Origin of the sequence: Pseudonocardia sp. Ae331_Ps2, assembly GCF_001932405.1 — a bacterium.
GTDB lineage: Bacteria > Actinomycetota > Actinomycetes > Mycobacteriales > Pseudonocardiaceae > Pseudonocardia.
In genome coordinates this window covers 3100726-3116165 of sequence record NZ_MCIM01000001.1, presented here as the reverse complement: position 1 = coordinate 3116165, position 15440 = coordinate 3100726, and the positions used below count along the sequence as shown (strand labels likewise).

General features: G+C 74.6%; 17 protein-coding genes. 5 read left to right on the top strand and 12 right to left on the bottom strand.

Translation table 11 applies throughout. The features are described 5' to 3' along the window. Nucleotides 1-15 precede the first annotated feature (15 nt). A complete protein-coding gene (glgC, locus tag Ae331Ps2_RS15005) occupies nucleotides 16-1251 on the bottom strand; it encodes a glucose-1-phosphate adenylyltransferase (protein ID WP_051050304.1) in 1236 nt (411 codons plus the stop codon). Between the two features lie 146 nt (nucleotides 1252-1397). Here glgC and glgA point away from each other — a divergent pair, with 146 nt between their 5' ends. Continuing rightward, on the top strand, nucleotides 1398-2561 hold the full coding sequence (gene glgA, locus Ae331Ps2_RS15000) for a glycogen synthase (protein WP_075308185.1): 1164 nt from the start codon (nucleotides 1398-1400) through the stop codon (nucleotides 2559-2561). 82 nt (nucleotides 2562-2643) lie between these two features. On the opposite strand, the gene Ae331Ps2_RS14995 is transcribed toward glgA, so the two are convergent. From Ae331Ps2_RS14995 to dapE, 8 genes are all read right to left on the bottom strand, one after another. After that, nucleotides 2644-2811, bottom strand: coding sequence for a DUF3117 domain-containing protein (locus Ae331Ps2_RS14995; RefSeq protein ID WP_010241564.1), 168 nt, complete (start codon nucleotides 2809-2811; stop codon nucleotides 2644-2646). Between the two features lie 174 nt (nucleotides 2812-2985). Beyond that, nucleotides 2986-3612, bottom strand: a complete 627-nt coding sequence (locus Ae331Ps2_RS14990; protein ID WP_075308187.1) for a DNA-3-methyladenine glycosylase I — start codon at nucleotides 3610-3612, stop codon at nucleotides 2986-2988. A gap of 4 nt (nucleotides 3613-3616) precedes the next feature. Then, nucleotides 3617-4180: an SRPBCC family protein gene (locus Ae331Ps2_RS14985; protein ID WP_337819610.1), complete on the bottom strand. Its 564-nt coding sequence runs from the start codon at nucleotides 4178-4180 to the stop codon at nucleotides 3617-3619. Further along, nucleotides 4155-4517, bottom strand: coding sequence for a DivIVA domain-containing protein (locus Ae331Ps2_RS14980; RefSeq protein ID WP_020626070.1), 363 nt, complete (start codon nucleotides 4515-4517; stop codon nucleotides 4155-4157). The genes Ae331Ps2_RS14985 and Ae331Ps2_RS14980 overlap by 26 nt, the downstream gene beginning before the upstream one ends. Continuing rightward, entirely contained in the window at nucleotides 4493-5563 is a 1071-nt protein-coding gene (locus tag Ae331Ps2_RS14975; protein WP_083695578.1) for a glucosyl-3-phosphoglycerate synthase, read from the bottom strand. Before Ae331Ps2_RS14975 ends, Ae331Ps2_RS14980 begins: the two co-directional genes overlap by 25 nt. Before the next feature lie 4 nt (nucleotides 5564-5567). Continuing rightward, a complete protein-coding gene (locus Ae331Ps2_RS14970) occupies nucleotides 5568-6164 on the bottom strand; it encodes a TIGR00730 family Rossman fold protein (protein ID WP_075308189.1) in 597 nt (198 codons plus the stop codon). Further along, nucleotides 6164-6946 (bottom strand): TIGR00730 family Rossman fold protein, encoded by a 783-nt coding sequence (locus Ae331Ps2_RS14965; protein ID WP_075312338.1) that lies wholly within the window; start codon nucleotides 6944-6946, stop codon nucleotides 6164-6166. Before Ae331Ps2_RS14965 ends, Ae331Ps2_RS14970 begins: the two co-directional genes overlap by 1 nt. 256 nt (nucleotides 6947-7202) lie before the next feature. Beyond that, on the bottom strand, nucleotides 7203-8276 hold the full coding sequence (gene dapE, locus Ae331Ps2_RS14960; RefSeq protein WP_233147725.1) for a succinyl-diaminopimelate desuccinylase: 1074 nt from the start codon (nucleotides 8274-8276) through the stop codon (nucleotides 7203-7205). Between the two features lie 479 nt (nucleotides 8277-8755). On the opposite strand from dapE, the gene Ae331Ps2_RS14955 reads away from it, so the two are divergent. Genes Ae331Ps2_RS14955 through Ae331Ps2_RS14945 form a run of 3 tightly spaced genes read left to right on the top strand, consistent with a single transcriptional unit; the run spans nucleotide 8756 to nucleotide 11441 of the window. Next, complete coding sequence (locus Ae331Ps2_RS14955; protein WP_075308193.1) at nucleotides 8756-9460, top strand: helix-turn-helix transcriptional regulator; 705 nt, start codon at nucleotides 8756-8758, stop codon at nucleotides 9458-9460. A gap of 11 nt (nucleotides 9461-9471) precedes the next feature. After that, a complete protein-coding gene (gene dapD / locus Ae331Ps2_RS14950; RefSeq protein ID WP_075329826.1) occupies nucleotides 9472-10407 on the top strand; it encodes a 2,3,4,5-tetrahydropyridine-2,6-dicarboxylate N-succinyltransferase in 936 nt (311 codons plus the stop codon). Between the two features lie 53 nt (nucleotides 10408-10460). Further along, complete coding sequence (locus tag Ae331Ps2_RS14945; RefSeq protein ID WP_075308195.1) at nucleotides 10461-11441, top strand: CHAD domain-containing protein; 981 nt, start codon at nucleotides 10461-10463, stop codon at nucleotides 11439-11441. Between the two features lie 10 nt (nucleotides 11442-11451). Here the strand turns inward: Ae331Ps2_RS14945 and Ae331Ps2_RS14940 are convergent, their stop codons facing one another. From Ae331Ps2_RS14940 to fdxA, 3 genes are all read right to left on the bottom strand, one after another. Further along, nucleotides 11452-12639, bottom strand: a complete 1188-nt coding sequence (locus Ae331Ps2_RS14940) for a CynX/NimT family MFS transporter (RefSeq protein ID WP_075312342.1) — start codon at nucleotides 12637-12639, stop codon at nucleotides 11452-11454. Nucleotides 12640-12872: 233 nt separating this feature from the next. After that, the gene (gene dapC, locus Ae331Ps2_RS14935) at nucleotides 12873-13976 is read right to left on the bottom strand and encodes a succinyldiaminopimelate transaminase (protein ID WP_075308197.1); all 1104 of its coding nucleotides are present in this window, start codon (nucleotides 13974-13976) and stop codon (nucleotides 12873-12875) included. After that, on the bottom strand, nucleotides 13973-14299 hold the full coding sequence (fdxA, locus tag Ae331Ps2_RS14930; protein ID WP_075308199.1) for a ferredoxin: 327 nt from the start codon (nucleotides 14297-14299) through the stop codon (nucleotides 13973-13975). The genes dapC and fdxA overlap by 4 nt, the downstream gene beginning before the upstream one ends. A 128-nt stretch (nucleotides 14300-14427) precedes the next feature. Here fdxA and Ae331Ps2_RS14925 point away from each other — a divergent pair, with 128 nt between their 5' ends. Then, the gene (locus Ae331Ps2_RS14925) at nucleotides 14428-15426 is read left to right on the top strand and encodes an N-acetyltransferase (RefSeq protein ID WP_139319223.1); all 999 of its coding nucleotides are present in this window, start codon (nucleotides 14428-14430) and stop codon (nucleotides 15424-15426) included. Nucleotides 15427-15440: the final 14 nt, after the last annotated feature.

Sequence of the window (15440 nt, the reverse complement as noted above, 5' to 3'; positions counted from 1 at the left end):
CACACCGCAGGTAGCTCAGTGGGCGGTGACGCCCTTGCCCAGGACCACGACGCCGCCGTTGGAGACCGTGTAGCGGCTGCGGTCCAGGTTCAGGTCGACCCCGATCAGGGCACCGTCGGGGACGACGACGTTCTTGTCGAGGATCGCCCGCCGCACCACCGCGCCCCGGCCGATCCGGGCGCCCGGCAGCACGACCGAGTCCGAGACCTCCGCACCGCCCGACACCGACACGTTCGGGCTGATCACCGACCGGCGCACGATCGCCCCAGAGATGATCGTGCCCGCGCCGACGATCGAGTCCTGCGCGATGCCGCCCTCGACGAACTTCGCCGGCGGCAGGGCGGGCACCGCGGTGCGGATCGGCCAGCGCTGGTTGTAGAGGTTGAAGATCGGGTGCACCGAGACGAGGTCGGTGTGCGCGTCGTAGTAGGCGTCGATGGTCCCGACGTCGCGCCAGTAGCCAGCGTCCCGTTCGGTGGCACCGGGCACGACGTTGTCGGCGAAGTCGTAGACGTGCGCCTCACCCTTGGCGACCAGCGCCGGGATGATGTCCCCGCCCATGTCGTGGTCGGAGTCGGCGTTCGCCGCGTCGGCCTTCAGCGCGTCGAGCAGGGCCTCGGTGGTGAACACGTAGTTGCCCATCGAGGCGAACGTGACGTCCGGGTCGTCGGGCACGTGCGGCGGGTCGGACGGCTTCTCGAGGAACTCGGTGATGCGACCGGACTCGTCGGAGGCGATGCAGCCGAAGGCCTTCGCCTCGGCCCGCGGCACCCGGATCCCCGCGACGGTGACGCCCGCGCCGGACTCGGCGTGCTGGGCGATCATCTGCGCCGGATCCATCCGGTAGACGTGGTCGGCGCCGAACACGGCGATGTACTCGGGCTGGTCGTCGTAGACCAGGTTGAGGCTCTGGAAGATCGCGTCCGCCGAGCCGGTGTACCACCGCCGGCCGAGCCGCTGCTGGGCCGGGACGGTGGTGATGTACTGGTCGAGCACCGACGACAACCGCCACGTCGTCGAGATGTGCCGGTCAAGCGAGTGCGACTTGTACTGGGTCAGCACGCACAGCCGGTCCATCCCGCAGTTCACGAGGTTGGACAGCACGAAGTCGATGAGCCGGTAGTTGCCACCGAACGGCACCGCCGGTTTGGCGCGGTCCGCAGTGAGCGGCCAGAGCCGCTTCCCCTCACCGCCCGCCAGCACGATGCCGAGAACCCTGCCGGGAAGACGTCCGGGCGCGGTCGGTCGCATGGCGTGAACACTAGTGGCCGCTCGGTGGTGGGGCCATACGTCCGGCCGCGCCGTGTGCGCCGTGCGCGACCCCGGGCACGACCGGACCGGATCGGGCGCACGAACTCCTCGCGCGGCGTCCGGGCGCCCCGGTAGCGTCCCGGCCCGTGCGCGTCGGCCTTCTCACCCGTGAATACCCGCCCGCCGTCTACGGCGGTGCCGGAGTCCACGTGGGACATCTCGTCCCCGCCCTGCGGGAGCTCGTCGACGTCGACGTGCACTGCTTCGCCGAGCCGGGCAGCGACGCCCCGGCCGACGCCCGCGCACACTCCGCGCCGCCGCTGCCGGACGGGGCGAACGCCGCGCTGACCACGCTCGGCGTGGACCTGTCGATGGCCGCCGAGCTGGAGCGCTGCGACGTGCTGCACTCCCACACCTGGTACGCCAACATGGCCGGCCACATCGGCGGCCTGCTGCACGGGCGCCCGCACGTGGTCACGGCGCACTCGCTGGAGCCGCTGCGGCCGTGGAAGGCCGAGCAGCTCGGCGGCGGGTACCGGCTGTCGTCGTGGGTGGAGCGGACCGCCTACGAGGCGGCGGACGCCGTCATCGCGGTGTCGCACGGCATGCGCCGCGACGTGCTGAACGCCTACCCGGCGATCGACCCGGAGCTGGTGCACGTGGTGCACAACGGCATCGACACGCAGTTCTACGCGCCCGACCCGGCGCGCGACGCGCTGCTGGCGCACGGCGTCGACCCGGACCGGCCGCTGGTGGTGTTCGTCGGGCGGATCACCCGGCAGAAGGGCCTCGGGCACCTGGTCGCGGCGGCGCACCGGTTCGACCCGTCGGCGCAGGTCGTGCTGTGCGCGGGCGCCCCGGACACGAAGGAGATCGCGGCCTCGACCGAGCGGGCGGTGGCGGAGCTGTCCGCCTCGCGCGAGGGCGTCGTGTGGATCCAGCGGATGCTCGCCACCACCGAGGTCCGCCAGCTGCTGTCGGCGGCGACGGTGTTCGTGTGTCCCTCGGTCTACGAGCCGCTGGGCATCGTGAACCTGGAGGCGATGGCCTGCGGGACGGCCGTGGTCGCCTCCGACGTCGGCGGGATCCCGGAGGTCGTCGACGACGGCGTGACCGGCCTGCTCGCGCACTACGACCCGGCCGACACCGCCGCGTTCGAGGCGGCGCTGGCCGACGGGGTCAACGCGCTGGTCGCGGACCCGCAGCGGGCCGCGACGATGGGCGAGCGGGGCCGGGAGCGCGCGGTCGCCGAGTTCGCCTGGGCCGAGATGGCCCGTCGGACGCTGGAGATCTACGAGTCGGTGGCCTGAGGCCCGTCGCCGGGACCCCCGGAGACGACGACGGCGGGGCCGGTCTCCCGGCCCCGCCGCGTCGTGTCCGTGTCGTCTACTGTCAGCCGACGGTCGACTTCAGCGCCTCACTGAGGTCGGTGGCCTCGTCCGGGGTCATCTCGACGACGAGACGCCCGCCACCCTCGAGCGGGACGCGCATGACGATGCCCCGGCCCTCCTTGGTGACTTCCATGGGCCCGTCGCCGGTGCGGGGCTTCATCGCGGCCATTCGTCCGTCCTCCGTCAACATCCACAACTGTCGTTTCCCCGGGTGCGCGCTCGGGGCGCGCGCCGACCCGTGAGACCACATTGTCCCTCATCACCGGCGTCGAGGTGCAACCGAGGCGATCACGGCTCGGGAGCGATACCCGCGGCGTTCACGCAGCGCAACGGCCCGGCGACCCTACGACGACCCCGGTCCGGTACCCCGCGGGCCCTCCGGGAGGGCCCCGGCCCGCCAGCAGTACGCGACGTGGTCGTCGACCAGACCGGTCGCCTGCATGAGCGCGTAACAGGTGGTGGGGCCGACGAACCGGAAGCCGCGCTTCTTGAGTGCCTTCGACAGCGCCGTGGACTCCCGGGTGGAGCCGGGGACCTCGGACAGCGTCGCCGGACGCGGGTGCGCGGCCGGGTCCGGTGCGTAGGACGCGAGGAACGCGCCGAGGTCGTCGCCGGCGTCGGCCATGTCGAGCACGGCGCGCGCGTTCGCCACGGTGGCCTCGATCTTCTGCCGGTTGCGCACGATCCGGGCGTCGCCGAGCAGGCGGACCACGTCGTCGTCGCCGAAGCGGGCGACGGTCTCCGGGTCGAAGCCGGCGAAGACCTCCCGGAACGCGGGGCGCTTGCGCAGCACGACGATCCAGGACAGGCCGGACTGGAAGCCCTCCAGGGTGAGGCGCTCGAACCACGCCGCGGTGCCGTGGACGGGCCGGCCCCACTCGTCGTCGTGGTAGGCGACGTAGTCGGGAGCCGAGAGCGCCCAGTCGCAGCGGCCGCGGTCGTCGGGAGGCGTGATCGCCGGCGTCGTCATCGGGTCACCGGCCCGCCCGGTAGCGGTCCTCGGTCGCCTCGGCCATCCGCCGCAGCGAGTGCGCGACCCCGGCCCGGAACGCGGGACGCACCAGCGGCCAGCCGAACCGGCCGAGCGCCCCCAGCGGCAGGTCGAGCAGCTCGGTCCACAGGAACCGCGACCGGGCCGGGCCGAGCTCGACGACGACGAACACGCCGTCGCCGCGGATCACGGTGCCGGTGTGGGTCACGACGATCCGCCGCTGCCCCGTCGTCCCCACGGGCGATTCGGTCCACTCGGTGACCCGCATCGTGTCGGCGACGCCGAGCGGCCCGACCCCGGTGACCGCGCGCAGCTCGGTGCCGACCGAGCGGCCGTCGCCCGCGGTGATCTCGACGGTGGTGCCGAGCATCCAGTCCGACTGGCCCTCGAGGTCGGACACGACCTCCCACAGGACGTCGGCGGGGACGTTGACGTCGACCGGGACGGTCAGCTCCACCCGGCCGCCGCCGGCCGGCCGAACGCCCGGGGCCCGGTCGCCGACCCCGCCTGCGGTCCCGCGGTCACCACTGCTGTCGTTGCCCGTCACCGGGGTCCTCCTCGGCGCGCATCCGCGCGATCGTCGCCTCCAACCGGGCCACCCGGTCGGCGAGCTCGTGCCGGTCGGACCGGACCCGGTCCAGCTCGCCGGCCAGCCGGTCGAGTACCCAGTCCACCTCGGCCATCCGATATCCGCGCAGCACCTGCTGGAAACGCAGGTCGCGGACGTCGGCGCCGGACACCTCGCGGGCGGGCAGCCGGGTGGGCGTCGCGTCCGGGGCGAGCGGGGCGAGCTCCTCCCCACGGCCGAAGACCGCGGCCGCCAACACGAAGACCAGCGCGGCGACGCCGGCCAGGACGATCACGTACGCGAGGGCGGTCCCCATGCCGCCATCACATCACGCCGGTCCGACGACGGGTCCCACCCCACGCGGGCGGCGGGCGCGACCACCGGCTCGGCGGACCCTCCGTCGCGCACCCGCCCTGGTGGGGGCCGGTCCACCTGACGCAGCGGACGGGTTTCGGCGCGCCATCCCGTCTCCATGCCGTGGCCGGGACGGGCGTCGTCGGAGCCGACGTCGTCGGGGAGGAACGCGGTAAGGCCGGCACCGGAGTCGTCGACCCCGCACCGGGACAGGGCCGTGGCGAGGACCTCCCGGGAGGTGTGGCCGAGCTCGTGCAGCGGACGGTTGCGGTGCCGGCGCACGCCCAGGTCGGCCTGTGCGATGGCCGCGGTCCCGCCGACGACGGTGTCGGAGTCGGTGTCGAGCAGCAGGCCGATGTCGACGCCGTAGCCGGTCGCGAACGGGAGCCGGTCGAGCAGCTCCCGGGTCGCGGCGTACTCACCGCCGATGGGCTGGCGGACGTGCCGCAGCCCGGGCCGGAGGGCGGCGAGCAGGGGGCGGGCGAGCAGCTCGGTGACACGGCCGCCCTCGTGCCCGCCCGCGTCGTCGCTGCCGCCGGGGCCTACGGAGCCGCCGGGGCCGGTCAGCGGCCGCCGGTGGTAGCCCTTGACCAGCGCGGTCCCGGGCCGGGTGAGCAGCGGGGCGAGGAGCCGTTCGACGAGCTCGGGGTGCGGGTCGACGAGGTCGGCGTCGACGAAACAGACCAGGTCGGCCGGGCGTGGCCCGCTCCCCAGAGCGACCACGGCACGCCACATCGCCTCGCCCTTGCCCGGCAGCACCGGGACACCGGGCACCGCCCGTTCCCGGCCGAGCACCCGAGCCCCGGCCGCGGCGGCGCGCTCCGCGGTGCGGTCGGTGCTGCCGGAGTCGAGGACGACGAGGTCGTCGACCAGCGGGGGGTCGCCCTCGCACAGCCGGGTCAGCCCCGCGACGAGCGGACCGACCGTCGCCTCCTCGTCCAGGGCGGGCAGGACGACGGCGACGCGACGGCCGTCCTTGCGGGCGGCGAGCCGAGCGGCGAGGGGCATGGGCTCAGACGAGCGGACGGGCGCACTCGTCGAGCGCCACGCCGGCCAGCGCCGCGGGGTCGGCCGGGGCGGCGTCGTCACCGCGGACCTGCCGCAGCCGCTCGATCGGGGCCCGCGAGGCGAACCCGCGGTCGACGAGCCCGGCGACCCACTCGACAAGGCCGTCCCAGTGGCCGTCGGGGTCGAGCAGCACGACCGGTTTGCCGTGCAGGCCGAGCGTCCCGGCCGTCCAGACCTCGAACAGCTCCTCGCAGGTCCCGATGCCGCCGGGGAGTGCGAGGAACGCGTCGGCGCGGTCCTCCATCTGCTGCTTGCGCTCGCGCATGCTCTCGACGACGAGCAGCTCGTCGCTGTCGTGGTCGGCCCACTCGCGCTCGACCATGGACCGCGGGATGACCCCGACGGTGCGGCCGCCACCGTCCCGGGCGCCGGCCGCGACCGCGCCCATCATCGACTTGCGGCCCCCACCGGAGACGAGCGTCCAGCCGCGGGCGGCGACGGCACGGCCGACCTCGCGGGCGAGGGCGAGGTAGTGCGGGGCGACGCCGTCGGAGCTGGCGCAGTAGACGCAGACGTCGAACCCGGGCTCCGGACCGGCCATCAGTGCGTCTCCTCCCAGGCGTGGTAGGCCTCGTTGACCACGTCGACGGCGTCGTCGATGTCGTCGGTGACGTGCAGCAGGTCCAGGTCCTTCTCGCTGATCTTGCCGTCGACCAGGACGGTCCTGGCGATCCAGTCGTAGAGGCCGCCCCAGTAGTCGCTGCCGAGCAGTACGACCGGGAACTTGGTGACCTTCTTGGTCTGGACGAGAACGAGCGCCTCGAACAGCTCGTCGAGCGTGCCGAACCCGCCGGGCAGACAGACGAACGCCTGCGAGTACTTGACGAACATCGTCTTGCGGGCGAAGAAGTAGCGGAAGTTGATCCCGAGGTCGACCCACGGGTTCAGGCCCTGCTCGAACGGCAGCTCGATGCCGAGCCCCACCGAGAGCCCGCCCGCCTCGGAGGCGCCGCGGTTCGCGGCCTCCATCGCGCCCGGACCGCCCCCGGTGATCACGGCGAACCCGGCTCCGGCGAGCCGCGCCCCGAGCTCGCGACCCAGCTCGTACTCCGGGGAGCCGACCTTCGTGCGGGCCGAGCCGAACACGGTGGCCGCGCGCGGGAGCTCGGCGAGCATCCCGAACCCCTCGACGAACTCGGCCTGAATGCGCAGCACCCGCCACGGGTCGGTGTGCACCCAGTCCGCCGGGCCGCGCGAGTCGAGCAGCCGCTGGTCGGTGGTGGTCGGCTCGATGCTGCGTTCGCCGCGCAGCACCACCGGGCCTCCCTGCTTCTCGGGCTGCTTCTCGTGCAGCGTCCGGGGATCGGCGTTCTCGTCGGCCATGGTGATCACGGTATTCGGGCGGCGACGGCCGGGCCGCGCCGGTGGGGTCGTGGGCGGTGTCGGGCGGCCCGACGGGGTGACCCCAGCAGTGTCGGCAGCAGTGTCGGCAGCAGTGTCGGCAGCGGTGTCGGCACAGCGTCGGTGCGGTGTCACCCGGTGCGGTGTCACCCGGTGCGGGCCGTCCGGCGGGCTTCGGTCAGACAGTCTCCGACCAGACGAGCTCCGACCAGGCGAGCTCCGACCAGGCGAGCTCCGATCAGGCGGAGTCGCCCGCGAGGTAGCGGCGCAGCACCGCGGTGCAGGCGGTGATCGCGTTCTCGGCGACGTGCTCCTCGCGGGTGTGGGCGAGGTTCGGGTCGCCGGGCCCGTAGTTGACCGCCGGGATGCCCAGCGCGGCGAAGCGCGAGACGTCGGTCCAGCCGTACTTCGCCCGCGGCACCGCCCCGGTCGCGGCGACGAACTCCGCGGCCGCCGGTGCGGACAGGCCCGGCAGCGCACCCGGCGAGAGGTCGGTCACTACGAGCGGGAACCCGTCGAACACCTCCCGGACGTGCGCGACGGCCTGCTCGGCGGACCGGTCCGGGGCGAACCGGAAGTTCACCGTGACGACGCACTCGTCGGGGACGACGTTGCCCGCGACCCCGCCGCCGATCCGCACCGCCTGCAGCCCCTCGCGGTACTCGCAGCCGTCGATGTCCACCCACCGCGGCCGGTAGGCGGCCAGCCGCGACAGGATCTCCGCGGCCCGGTGGATCGCGTTGTCCCCCAGCCACGAGCGCGCCGAGTGCGAGCGCCGCCCCGCGGTCCGCAGCTCGACGCGCAGGGTGCCCTGGCAACCGGCCTCGAGCGCACCGTCGGTGGGCTCGCCGAGGATCGCGAGGTCGGCGTCGAGCCAGTCCCCGTGCTCGCGCTCGATGCGGCCGAGCCCGTTGCGCTCCGCCTCGATCTCCTCGCAGTCGTAGAAGATCAGGGTGAGGTCGTGCCGCGGCGCGGCCAACGTGGCCGCGAGGTGCGCGAACACCGCGTCGCCGGACTTCATGTCCGAGGTGCCGCAGCCGTGCACGATCCCGTCGGCACGGCGCGACGGCACGTTGTCCGCGATCGGCACCGTGTCGATGTGCCCGGCCAGCAGCACGCGGTGCGGACGCCCCAGGTTCGTGCGCGCGAGCACCGCGTCACCGGACCGCAGCACCTCCAGATGCGGCGCCTGGGACCGCAGCGCGACCTCGAGCGCGTCGGCGAGCCGCCGCTCGTCCCCGGACACACTGGCGATGTCGACCATCGCAGCGGTCAGGGTCACCGGGTCGGACGTGAGGTCCAGCGCGGGCAGCGTCGTCGTCACCGGCGCGACGCTACCGACCCACCAGGACGGCCCTCCACCAGGACAGCCCTCACCCGCGACCCGCCCGCCCCCCGGGAGCCCCGGACCGGTCCCGCGCGTCGCCGGGTCGGTGCCCCGGGCCGCCGCCGCGCCGCCGGGGAGGGCTCCTCGGTCGTCGCTTTGCTCTGCTCACCGATACGCAGCACGGGCCCACGAGCGTCTCGCACGTCCCTGCCGCTGCCGGGCACGACCGGCGTTGCGAACGGTTTCCGGCCGCCTCCAGGGGCGACCCCGGGGCGCCCGCTGCGTATCGGTGAGCAGAGCAAAGCGAGGCACGGACGACCACCGCCGGGACGGCCGCCCGGGCCGCGGGCGCTGCGTCGCCCGTTGCCGGAACCGCTGACGGGCGGTTGTCCACAAGCGGGCGAGTTGTCCACAGGTTCGCAGGTCACCGGTGCATCCCGGGCTCGTGGGCGCAGGGTCGGTGCATGGACATCATCGAGGGCGACCGGTTGCCCGAGGAGCCGCCGCCGGCGCCGGTCGACGTCGTCGTGCCCGATCTGTCCGGGCTCGTCCGGCGGGTGCGGCGCAGCGCGGACCTGTCACAGCGGGAGCTCGCGGAGCGGACGGGGCTGGCGCCGTCGACCATCGCCCGGATCGAGAGCCGGTCGCTCGCGCCGGCGCTGGACACGCTGGCGGCGATCCTGGCGGTCGCGGGGCTGCGGATGGTCGTCGTGGACGCGGAAAACCGGCGAGTGCCGCCGATGGAGGACCCGCCGGGTGACCTGCGTGACGGGGCGGGCCGCCGGTTCCCGTCGCATCTGGACGTGATCCTCGATCCGCTGCCCGGTGAGTGGTGGGGCGACCGGTACGGCTGCGCGCGCCCGCCGGAGACGTTCCACCGGGATCGGGCGCTGCGCGATGCGATGCGGCGGCGCAGCGTGTGGGAGGTGCGGGTCGCGCAGTTCCGCACCGCGCCGCCACCGCCGACGGTCGAGCACTGGATGGTGCTGCAGGCCCGGTGCCGGGCGTGCGGGCGGCTCCCGGACCCACCACCGCCGCCGTTCGCGCCGGCCGCGGTGCTCCGCTACCTGCAGGCCGCCGCGGTGCTGCTCGCGGTGCGGGCGGCCGATCATGCCGACGTGTCCCGGCGCACCCACCGCGGCGTGCCGTGGGCGACGGCGGGACGGTAGGTTCGGGGCCCGTGAGCACCGAGTACCGCCGCGAAGGCGCTTCCGGAACCGGCCTGGCCACGGTCACGACCGACGGCACCGTCCTCGACGTCTGGTACCCGGCTCCGGTGCTGGGCGGGGACGCGTCCGACAACGGTGCCGAGCTGCAGCCCCTCGTCGGGACCGACGAGCTGCGTGAGGTCCGCACCGAGGTCGTGCGCACCGAGATCCGCTCGCTCGCCGACGCACCGGCCGACGCCGCCGACGTCTACCTCCGACTGCACCTGCTCAGCCACCGCCTCGTCCAGCCCCACCAGGTGAACCTCGAGGGCCAGTTCGGGCTGCTCGCCAACGTCGTCTGGACCAACCACGGCCCGTGCCCGGTCCCCGGGTTCGAGCTCACCCGGGCGAAGCTGCGCGGCCGCGGTCCGGTGACCGTCACCCACGTCGACAAGTTCCCGCGGATGGTCGACTACGTGATCCCCGCCGGCGTGCGGATCGGTGACGCCGACCGCGTCCGGCTCGGCGCGCACCTGGCCGAGGGCACGACCGTCATGCACGAGGGCTTCGTCAACTTCAACGCCGGCACCCTCGGCGCGTCGATGGTCGAGGGCCGGATCTCGGCCGGGGTCGTCGTCGGGGACGGCTCGGACGTCGGCGGCGGTGCCTCGATCATGGGGACGCTGTCCGGGGGTGGCAAGGAGGTCATCTCGATCGGCCGCCGCTGCCTGCTCGGCGCGAACGCCGGCCTGGGCATCTCCCTCGGCGACGACTGCGTGGTCGAGGCCGGCCTCTACCTCACCGCAGGCACCAAGGTCACGCTGCCCGACGGCAGCACCACCGCGGCACGCGAGCTGTCCGGCCGCAACGGGCTGCTGCTGCGTCGCAACTCGGTGTCCGGCGCCGTCGAGGTGCTGGCCCGCACCGGCGACGGCATCGCCCTCAACGCCGCGCTGCACGCCAACTGACGGCCCGGCAGCGGTTCACGGCGGAACACCCACAAGAGCAGGACGGCAGGGACATGGTGGGTACGGACGGGGCTGCGCAGCCTCCGGGGAACGACCTCTACGGCGCCGCGGACCTCGGTGAGCCGCTGACCGCCGGGCCGCAGGACCCGGCGGTGGCGCACGTCCGTGCGCTCCTGGACAAGCGGCTGCGCGCGATGCTGCGGCACGAACCCGGTGTACGCGACGGGTCCGACATCGAGGACCTGCACCAGATGCGGGTCTCGGTGCGGCGGATGCGGGCGGCGCTCAAGGCCGCCCGCCCCCTGCTCGATCAGACCTGGGCGGACCTGCTGCGGGCCGAGCTCGGCCGGCTCGGCCGGGCGCTCGGCCCGGTGCGCGACCTCGACGTGATGATCGACCGCCTGCGCGGCGAGGTGTCCACGCTGCCCCCGGCCGAGCTGGCCGCCGGTGAGCGGCTGGTCGCGGTGCTGGAGGCCGACCGGGTCGGTGCCCGCGCCGAGATGCTGGACGAGCTCGACTCCGACCGGTACGCCGCACTGCGTCGCTCGCTGGTCGAGGCCGTCTCGGCGCCGCTGCCGGAGCCGCCGGCGGAGGTCGCCCGCCCCGAGCTGATCGAGCTGGTCCGGGCCGAGACCCGCAAGCTCGTGAAGGCGGTGCGTCGCGCCGGGCCGAACCCGCCGGACATGACCTTGCACGACCTGCGGATCCGCACCAAGCGGTTGCGCTACACCGGTGAGCTCGTCGAGCCGGCGATGCGCGACGAGGACGGGTCCCGCACCGAGGACGCCCGCCAGGTCCGGCGGATGCTCAAGGCCGCCGCCGGGCTGCAGGAGGTCCTGGGAGACCACCAGGACGCCTGCGTCGCCGAGCACCGCATCCGCGCCCTGCTCGACGAACTGGGCCCCGGACCCGACGCCCACGAGGTCTTCGTCGGCGGCCGGCTGGTCGAGCGCGAACGGGCCCGCGCCGAGGCGCTGCGCGAGCAGTGGTGGGCCGCGTGGGAGCACCTGGCCGAGCAGGCCGAGGTCCTCTGAGCCGGACCGCTCAGCGCGGGCGGTCCCCGATCCGGACCACCGCGACGCCCTGCAGCCCGGCACCGATCAGGAGCAGCCCGATCGCGGGCGGGAACCCGGCGGCGTCGATGACCACCCCCATCACCAGCGGCCCGATCCCGGCGCAGAAGTAGCCGATCCCGAGGCCGAACCCGCTGACGGCGGCGCTGCGGGCCGGGGTCGGCGTGCGCCAGGCGATCACCGTCAGGCCCAGCGGGAACCCCGCGCCGACCCCGATGCCGATCAGGACCGCCCACAGCCACGGCAACGGTGAACCCGGCGCGGGGGCGAGCAGCACCCCGAGCGTCCCCGCGGCGGAGCTGAGCACGGTCAGGGCCGCCCAGAACCGCCACCGGCGTCGTCGCTCGGCCGCGGCCGGGAACAGCAGGGCCGCCGGGATCTGCGCGATGCCCCACACCGCGAGAAGGAGCCCCGCTGCCTGCGGTGACCAGCCCTGGGACTCGTAGAACGGGGACAGCCAGGTCAGCCAGCCGTAGAAGATCGTCGACGAGCCCGCCAGGTAGCAGGCGATGCGGCGGGCGAACGGGTCGTGACGGACCCGGACCTCCTCGGCGACCGACGGGCCGTCGTCGGTCGTTCCCCGCGCGTCCGGGGTGTCCGGGCGGGCGCGACCGATCCGGCTCGCCACCGGTGCCCACACCGCGACGGCGAGCACCGCGGGCACCGCCCACACCGCGAGCGAGAAGGACCATCCGCCCAGCGCGACGGCCAGGGGCACCGCGACGGCGGAGGCGACCGTCGCGCCGATCATCATCGAGACGACGTAGGCGCCGGTCACCGCGCCGGCCCGCTCGGCCAGGTGCTCCTTCACGACCCCGGTGAGCAGCACCCCGGACACCCCGATGCCGAGCCCGACCAGCACCGAGCCGCCGACCAGGGCCGGCAGTGCCGCCACCGACCGCAGCAGGCTGCCGACCCCGATCGTCGCCACGGCGACACCCAGTAGCCGTTCACGGCCGACCCGGGTGGCGACGGCGGCCGCGCCGAACGAGCCCGCCGACATCATCAGCACCGCACCGGCCTGGACCAGACCCGCCGCGCCCGCCCCGATCCCGAGGTCGGCGCGGGCGGTCTCCAGCAGGGGCGGGTAGCCGGCGAGCCCGGCCCGCAGGTTCACCGCGAGGGCGAGCACCCCGAACAGGACCAGTGCCGGTCGCACGGCCGGGTGCCTCCCGACCGGTCGCCCCGACCCCGGACCCGGGTCGCGATGCGCGGCCGGCCCGGAGGCCGTGCCGGGACCGGACGACGCGGACGGGTCGGCGCCACCGGGGTTGCAGGGACGCGGTGCCTGCATTCGACGGCTCCTTCGCCTGCCGGATCGCTGCACCGGCGTCGTGACTGATCCGCCGATCCTCTCCCGGGTCCTTGCCTATCGCAACGACAGTCGGGGGTTCAGGCGGTCCCGAGCCGATCCACGGCGGCGTCGATGCGCTCGTCCGGCGCGGTCAGCCCCACCCGGACGTGCCGGGCGCCCGCGGGCCCGTAGAACTCGCCGGGAGCGACAAGGATCCCCAGACCGGCGAGCCGGTCCACGGTGTCGCGGCACGGCTCGTCCGCGCTCGCCCACAGGTAGAGCCCGGCCTGCGAGTGCTCGATCGTGAGCCCGGCCTTCTCCAGCCCGGCCCGCAGGCGGGTGCGACGGGCGTCGTAGCGGGCGGCCTGCTCGGCGACGTGCGCGTCGTCGGAGACGGCCGCCTCCAGAGCGGCCTGCACCGGACGCGGAACGATCATGCCCGCGTGCTTGCGGACCTCCAGCAGCCCCGACACCAGCGCCGGGTCCCCGGCGACGAACCCGGCGCGGTACCCGGCCAGGTTCGACACCTTCGACAGCGAGTGAACCGCCAGCAGGCCGGTGGAGTCGCCGTCGCAGACGTCGGGGTGCAGCACCGAGCGCGGCGCCGGCTCGGCGTCGCCGGGCAGACCGAGGTAGCACTCGTCGGAGGCGACGACCGCGCCCCGCTCCCGGGCCCAGGTCACGACCTTGCGCAGGTGCTCGACCGGCAGGACCCGGCCGGTCGGGTTCGACGGCGAGTTCAGCCAGACCAGCCGGACCCGTGCCGGACCGGCGGCGGTGAGGCCGTCGGAACGGACGTGCTCGGCCCCCGCCAACCGGGCCCCGACCTCGTAGGTCGGGTACGCGAGCTCCGGGATGACGACGGTGTCGCCAGCGCCGAGTCCCAGCAGCGTCGGCAACCAGGCGACCAGCTCCTTCGAGCCGATCGTGGGCACCACCGCGGCCGGGTCGACCCCGGGCACGCCGAAGCGCCGCTGCAACGAGGCGACGACCGCCTCACGCAGCGACGCCGGGCCGTGCGTCGTCGGGTAGCCGGGCTCGGCGGCGGCCGGCCCGGCCAACGCCTCCCGCAGCACCCCGGGGACCGGGTCCACCGGGGTGCCGACCGACAGGTCGACGATGCCGTCGGGGTGCGCCGCCGCGCGCTCGCGCGCGCCGGTCAGCGAGTCCCACGGGAAGTCGGGGAGGTCGAGCCTGCTCACTCGTCGTGTTCCTGCGGGGGCAGGCTCTTGGCCGGCTCCACGTCACGGTCGACCTTGCCGAGCTTCGACGCCCCGCCGGGCGAGCCCAGCTCCTCGAAGAAGTCCACATTGGCCTTGGTGTAGGCGGCCCACTGGTCGGGGACATCGTCCTCGTAGTAGATGGCCTCGACCGGGCAGACCGGCTCGCACGCACCGCAGTCGACGCACTCGTCGGGGTGGATGTAGAGCATCCGTCCACCCTCGTAGATGCAGTCCACCGGGCATTCCTCGATACACGCCTTGTCGAGCAGGTCGACGCAGGGTTCGGCGATCACGTAGGTCACTTCGGTGGTCCTCCACTCGGAGCAGCGGGCACCCGGCGATCATGTGGTGGTGGGGTGCCCGGTCAAACTGGGACGCTCGCAGGTTAACCCGCGGCCCCCGGCGGGGCAGGAGTGAGGTGGTCGGCTTCATGCTCGACGAGCTGGCAGGACGGCGAGTGGCCCTGCGCCACCGCATCGCGCCGGAGGACGCGCCGGGCCCCGGACTGACCGACGCGGTCGGTGAGCTGGAGCCCGACGGGCCCGACGCGGTCATCGTCCACACCCGGTCGGGGCCGGTCCACGTGCGGCGCGACGCCGTCGTCGCCGTCCGGGAGGTGCCGCCCGCCCCGGCCCGGCGGGCGTCGCGTGCGGCGGTGGACCGGCTGGAACGCGTGCGGGCGACGGCCTGGCCGGCACCGGTCGTCGAGGAGCTGGGCGGCTGGCTGCTGCGCGCGGCTGGCGGCTGGACCCGGCGGGCGAACTCCGCGCTCGCACTCGGGGACCCGGGGATGCCGGTGGAACGCGCCCTGGAACGGGTGCGGGAGTTCGCCGGGCGGCACGGCATCGTCCCGGTGGTGCAGGCCCCGGTGGAGGCGCCCTGGTCGAACCGGGTGATCGAAGCGGGCTGGGTGCGGGACGAGGGCCCCGGGACCTGCAGCGTGCTCGTCACCCGCGCCGCGTCCGACGCCCCGGCACCGCGGTGGCCCGCAACGCCCGGACCCGACTGGTGGGCCGCGCAGGGCGAGCCGGAACCCGCGCCCGGCGCGCCCGCGTGGGCGGTGCTGACCGGGGCGCCTGCCGAGGTGCTGCGTCCCGGTGAGCAGAGCAAAGGGACGAGCACGGACCCCGTCGAGGTCGGGTTCGGCACGCTCGCCGACGCCGACGGGACGCCGGTCGCGTCGGTGCGCGCCGCCGTCGTCGACGACCACGTCTACGTGTCACGCCTGTGGGTTGTCCCGGCCGCGCGGCGGGGCGGGCTCGCGTCCCGGCTCACCGGACAGGCTCTGGCCTGGGGCGCGGCGCACGGTGCGCGGCACGGGATGCTCGACGTCGCCGACGACAACCCCGCCGCGCTCGCCCTCTACCGCGGCACCGGCTGGACCGACCACCACCGCTACCACTACCTGGTTCCCCCGGAGCCTGCCTGACCGGAGGATCAGGA

Excerpts from the sequence above, each read along its gene's own strand:
- glgC (WP_051050304.1), bottom strand. The coding sequence starts at position 1,251 with ATGCGACCGACCGCGCCCGGACGTCTTCCCGGCAGGGTTCTCGGCATC.
- Ae331Ps2_RS14995 (WP_010241564.1), bottom strand. The coding sequence starts at position 2,811 with ATGGCCGCGATGAAGCCCCGCACCGGCGACGGGCCCATGGAAGTCACC.
- Ae331Ps2_RS14990 (WP_075308187.1), bottom strand. The coding sequence starts at position 3,612 with ATGACGACGCCGGCGATCACGCCTCCCGACGACCGCGGCCGCTGCGAC.
- Ae331Ps2_RS14980 (WP_020626070.1), bottom strand. The coding sequence starts at position 4,517 with ATGGGGACCGCCCTCGCGTACGTGATCGTCCTGGCCGGCGTCGCCGCG.
- Ae331Ps2_RS14975 (WP_083695578.1), bottom strand. The coding sequence starts at position 5,563 with ATGCCCCTCGCCGCTCGGCTCGCCGCCCGCAAGGACGGCCGTCGCGTC.
- Ae331Ps2_RS14970 (WP_075308189.1), bottom strand. The coding sequence starts at position 6,164 with ATGGCCGGTCCGGAGCCCGGGTTCGACGTCTGCGTCTACTGCGCCAGC.
- Ae331Ps2_RS14965 (WP_075312338.1), bottom strand. The coding sequence starts at position 6,946 with ATGGCCGACGAGAACGCCGATCCCCGGACGCTGCACGAGAAGCAGCCC.
- Ae331Ps2_RS14955 (WP_075308193.1), top strand. The coding sequence starts at position 8,756 with ATGGACATCATCGAGGGCGACCGGTTGCCCGAGGAGCCGCCGCCGGCG.
- Ae331Ps2_RS14945 (WP_075308195.1), top strand. The coding sequence starts at position 10,461 with ATGGTGGGTACGGACGGGGCTGCGCAGCCTCCGGGGAACGACCTCTAC.
- Ae331Ps2_RS14925 (WP_139319223.1), top strand. The coding sequence starts at position 14,428 with ATGCTCGACGAGCTGGCAGGACGGCGAGTGGCCCTGCGCCACCGCATC.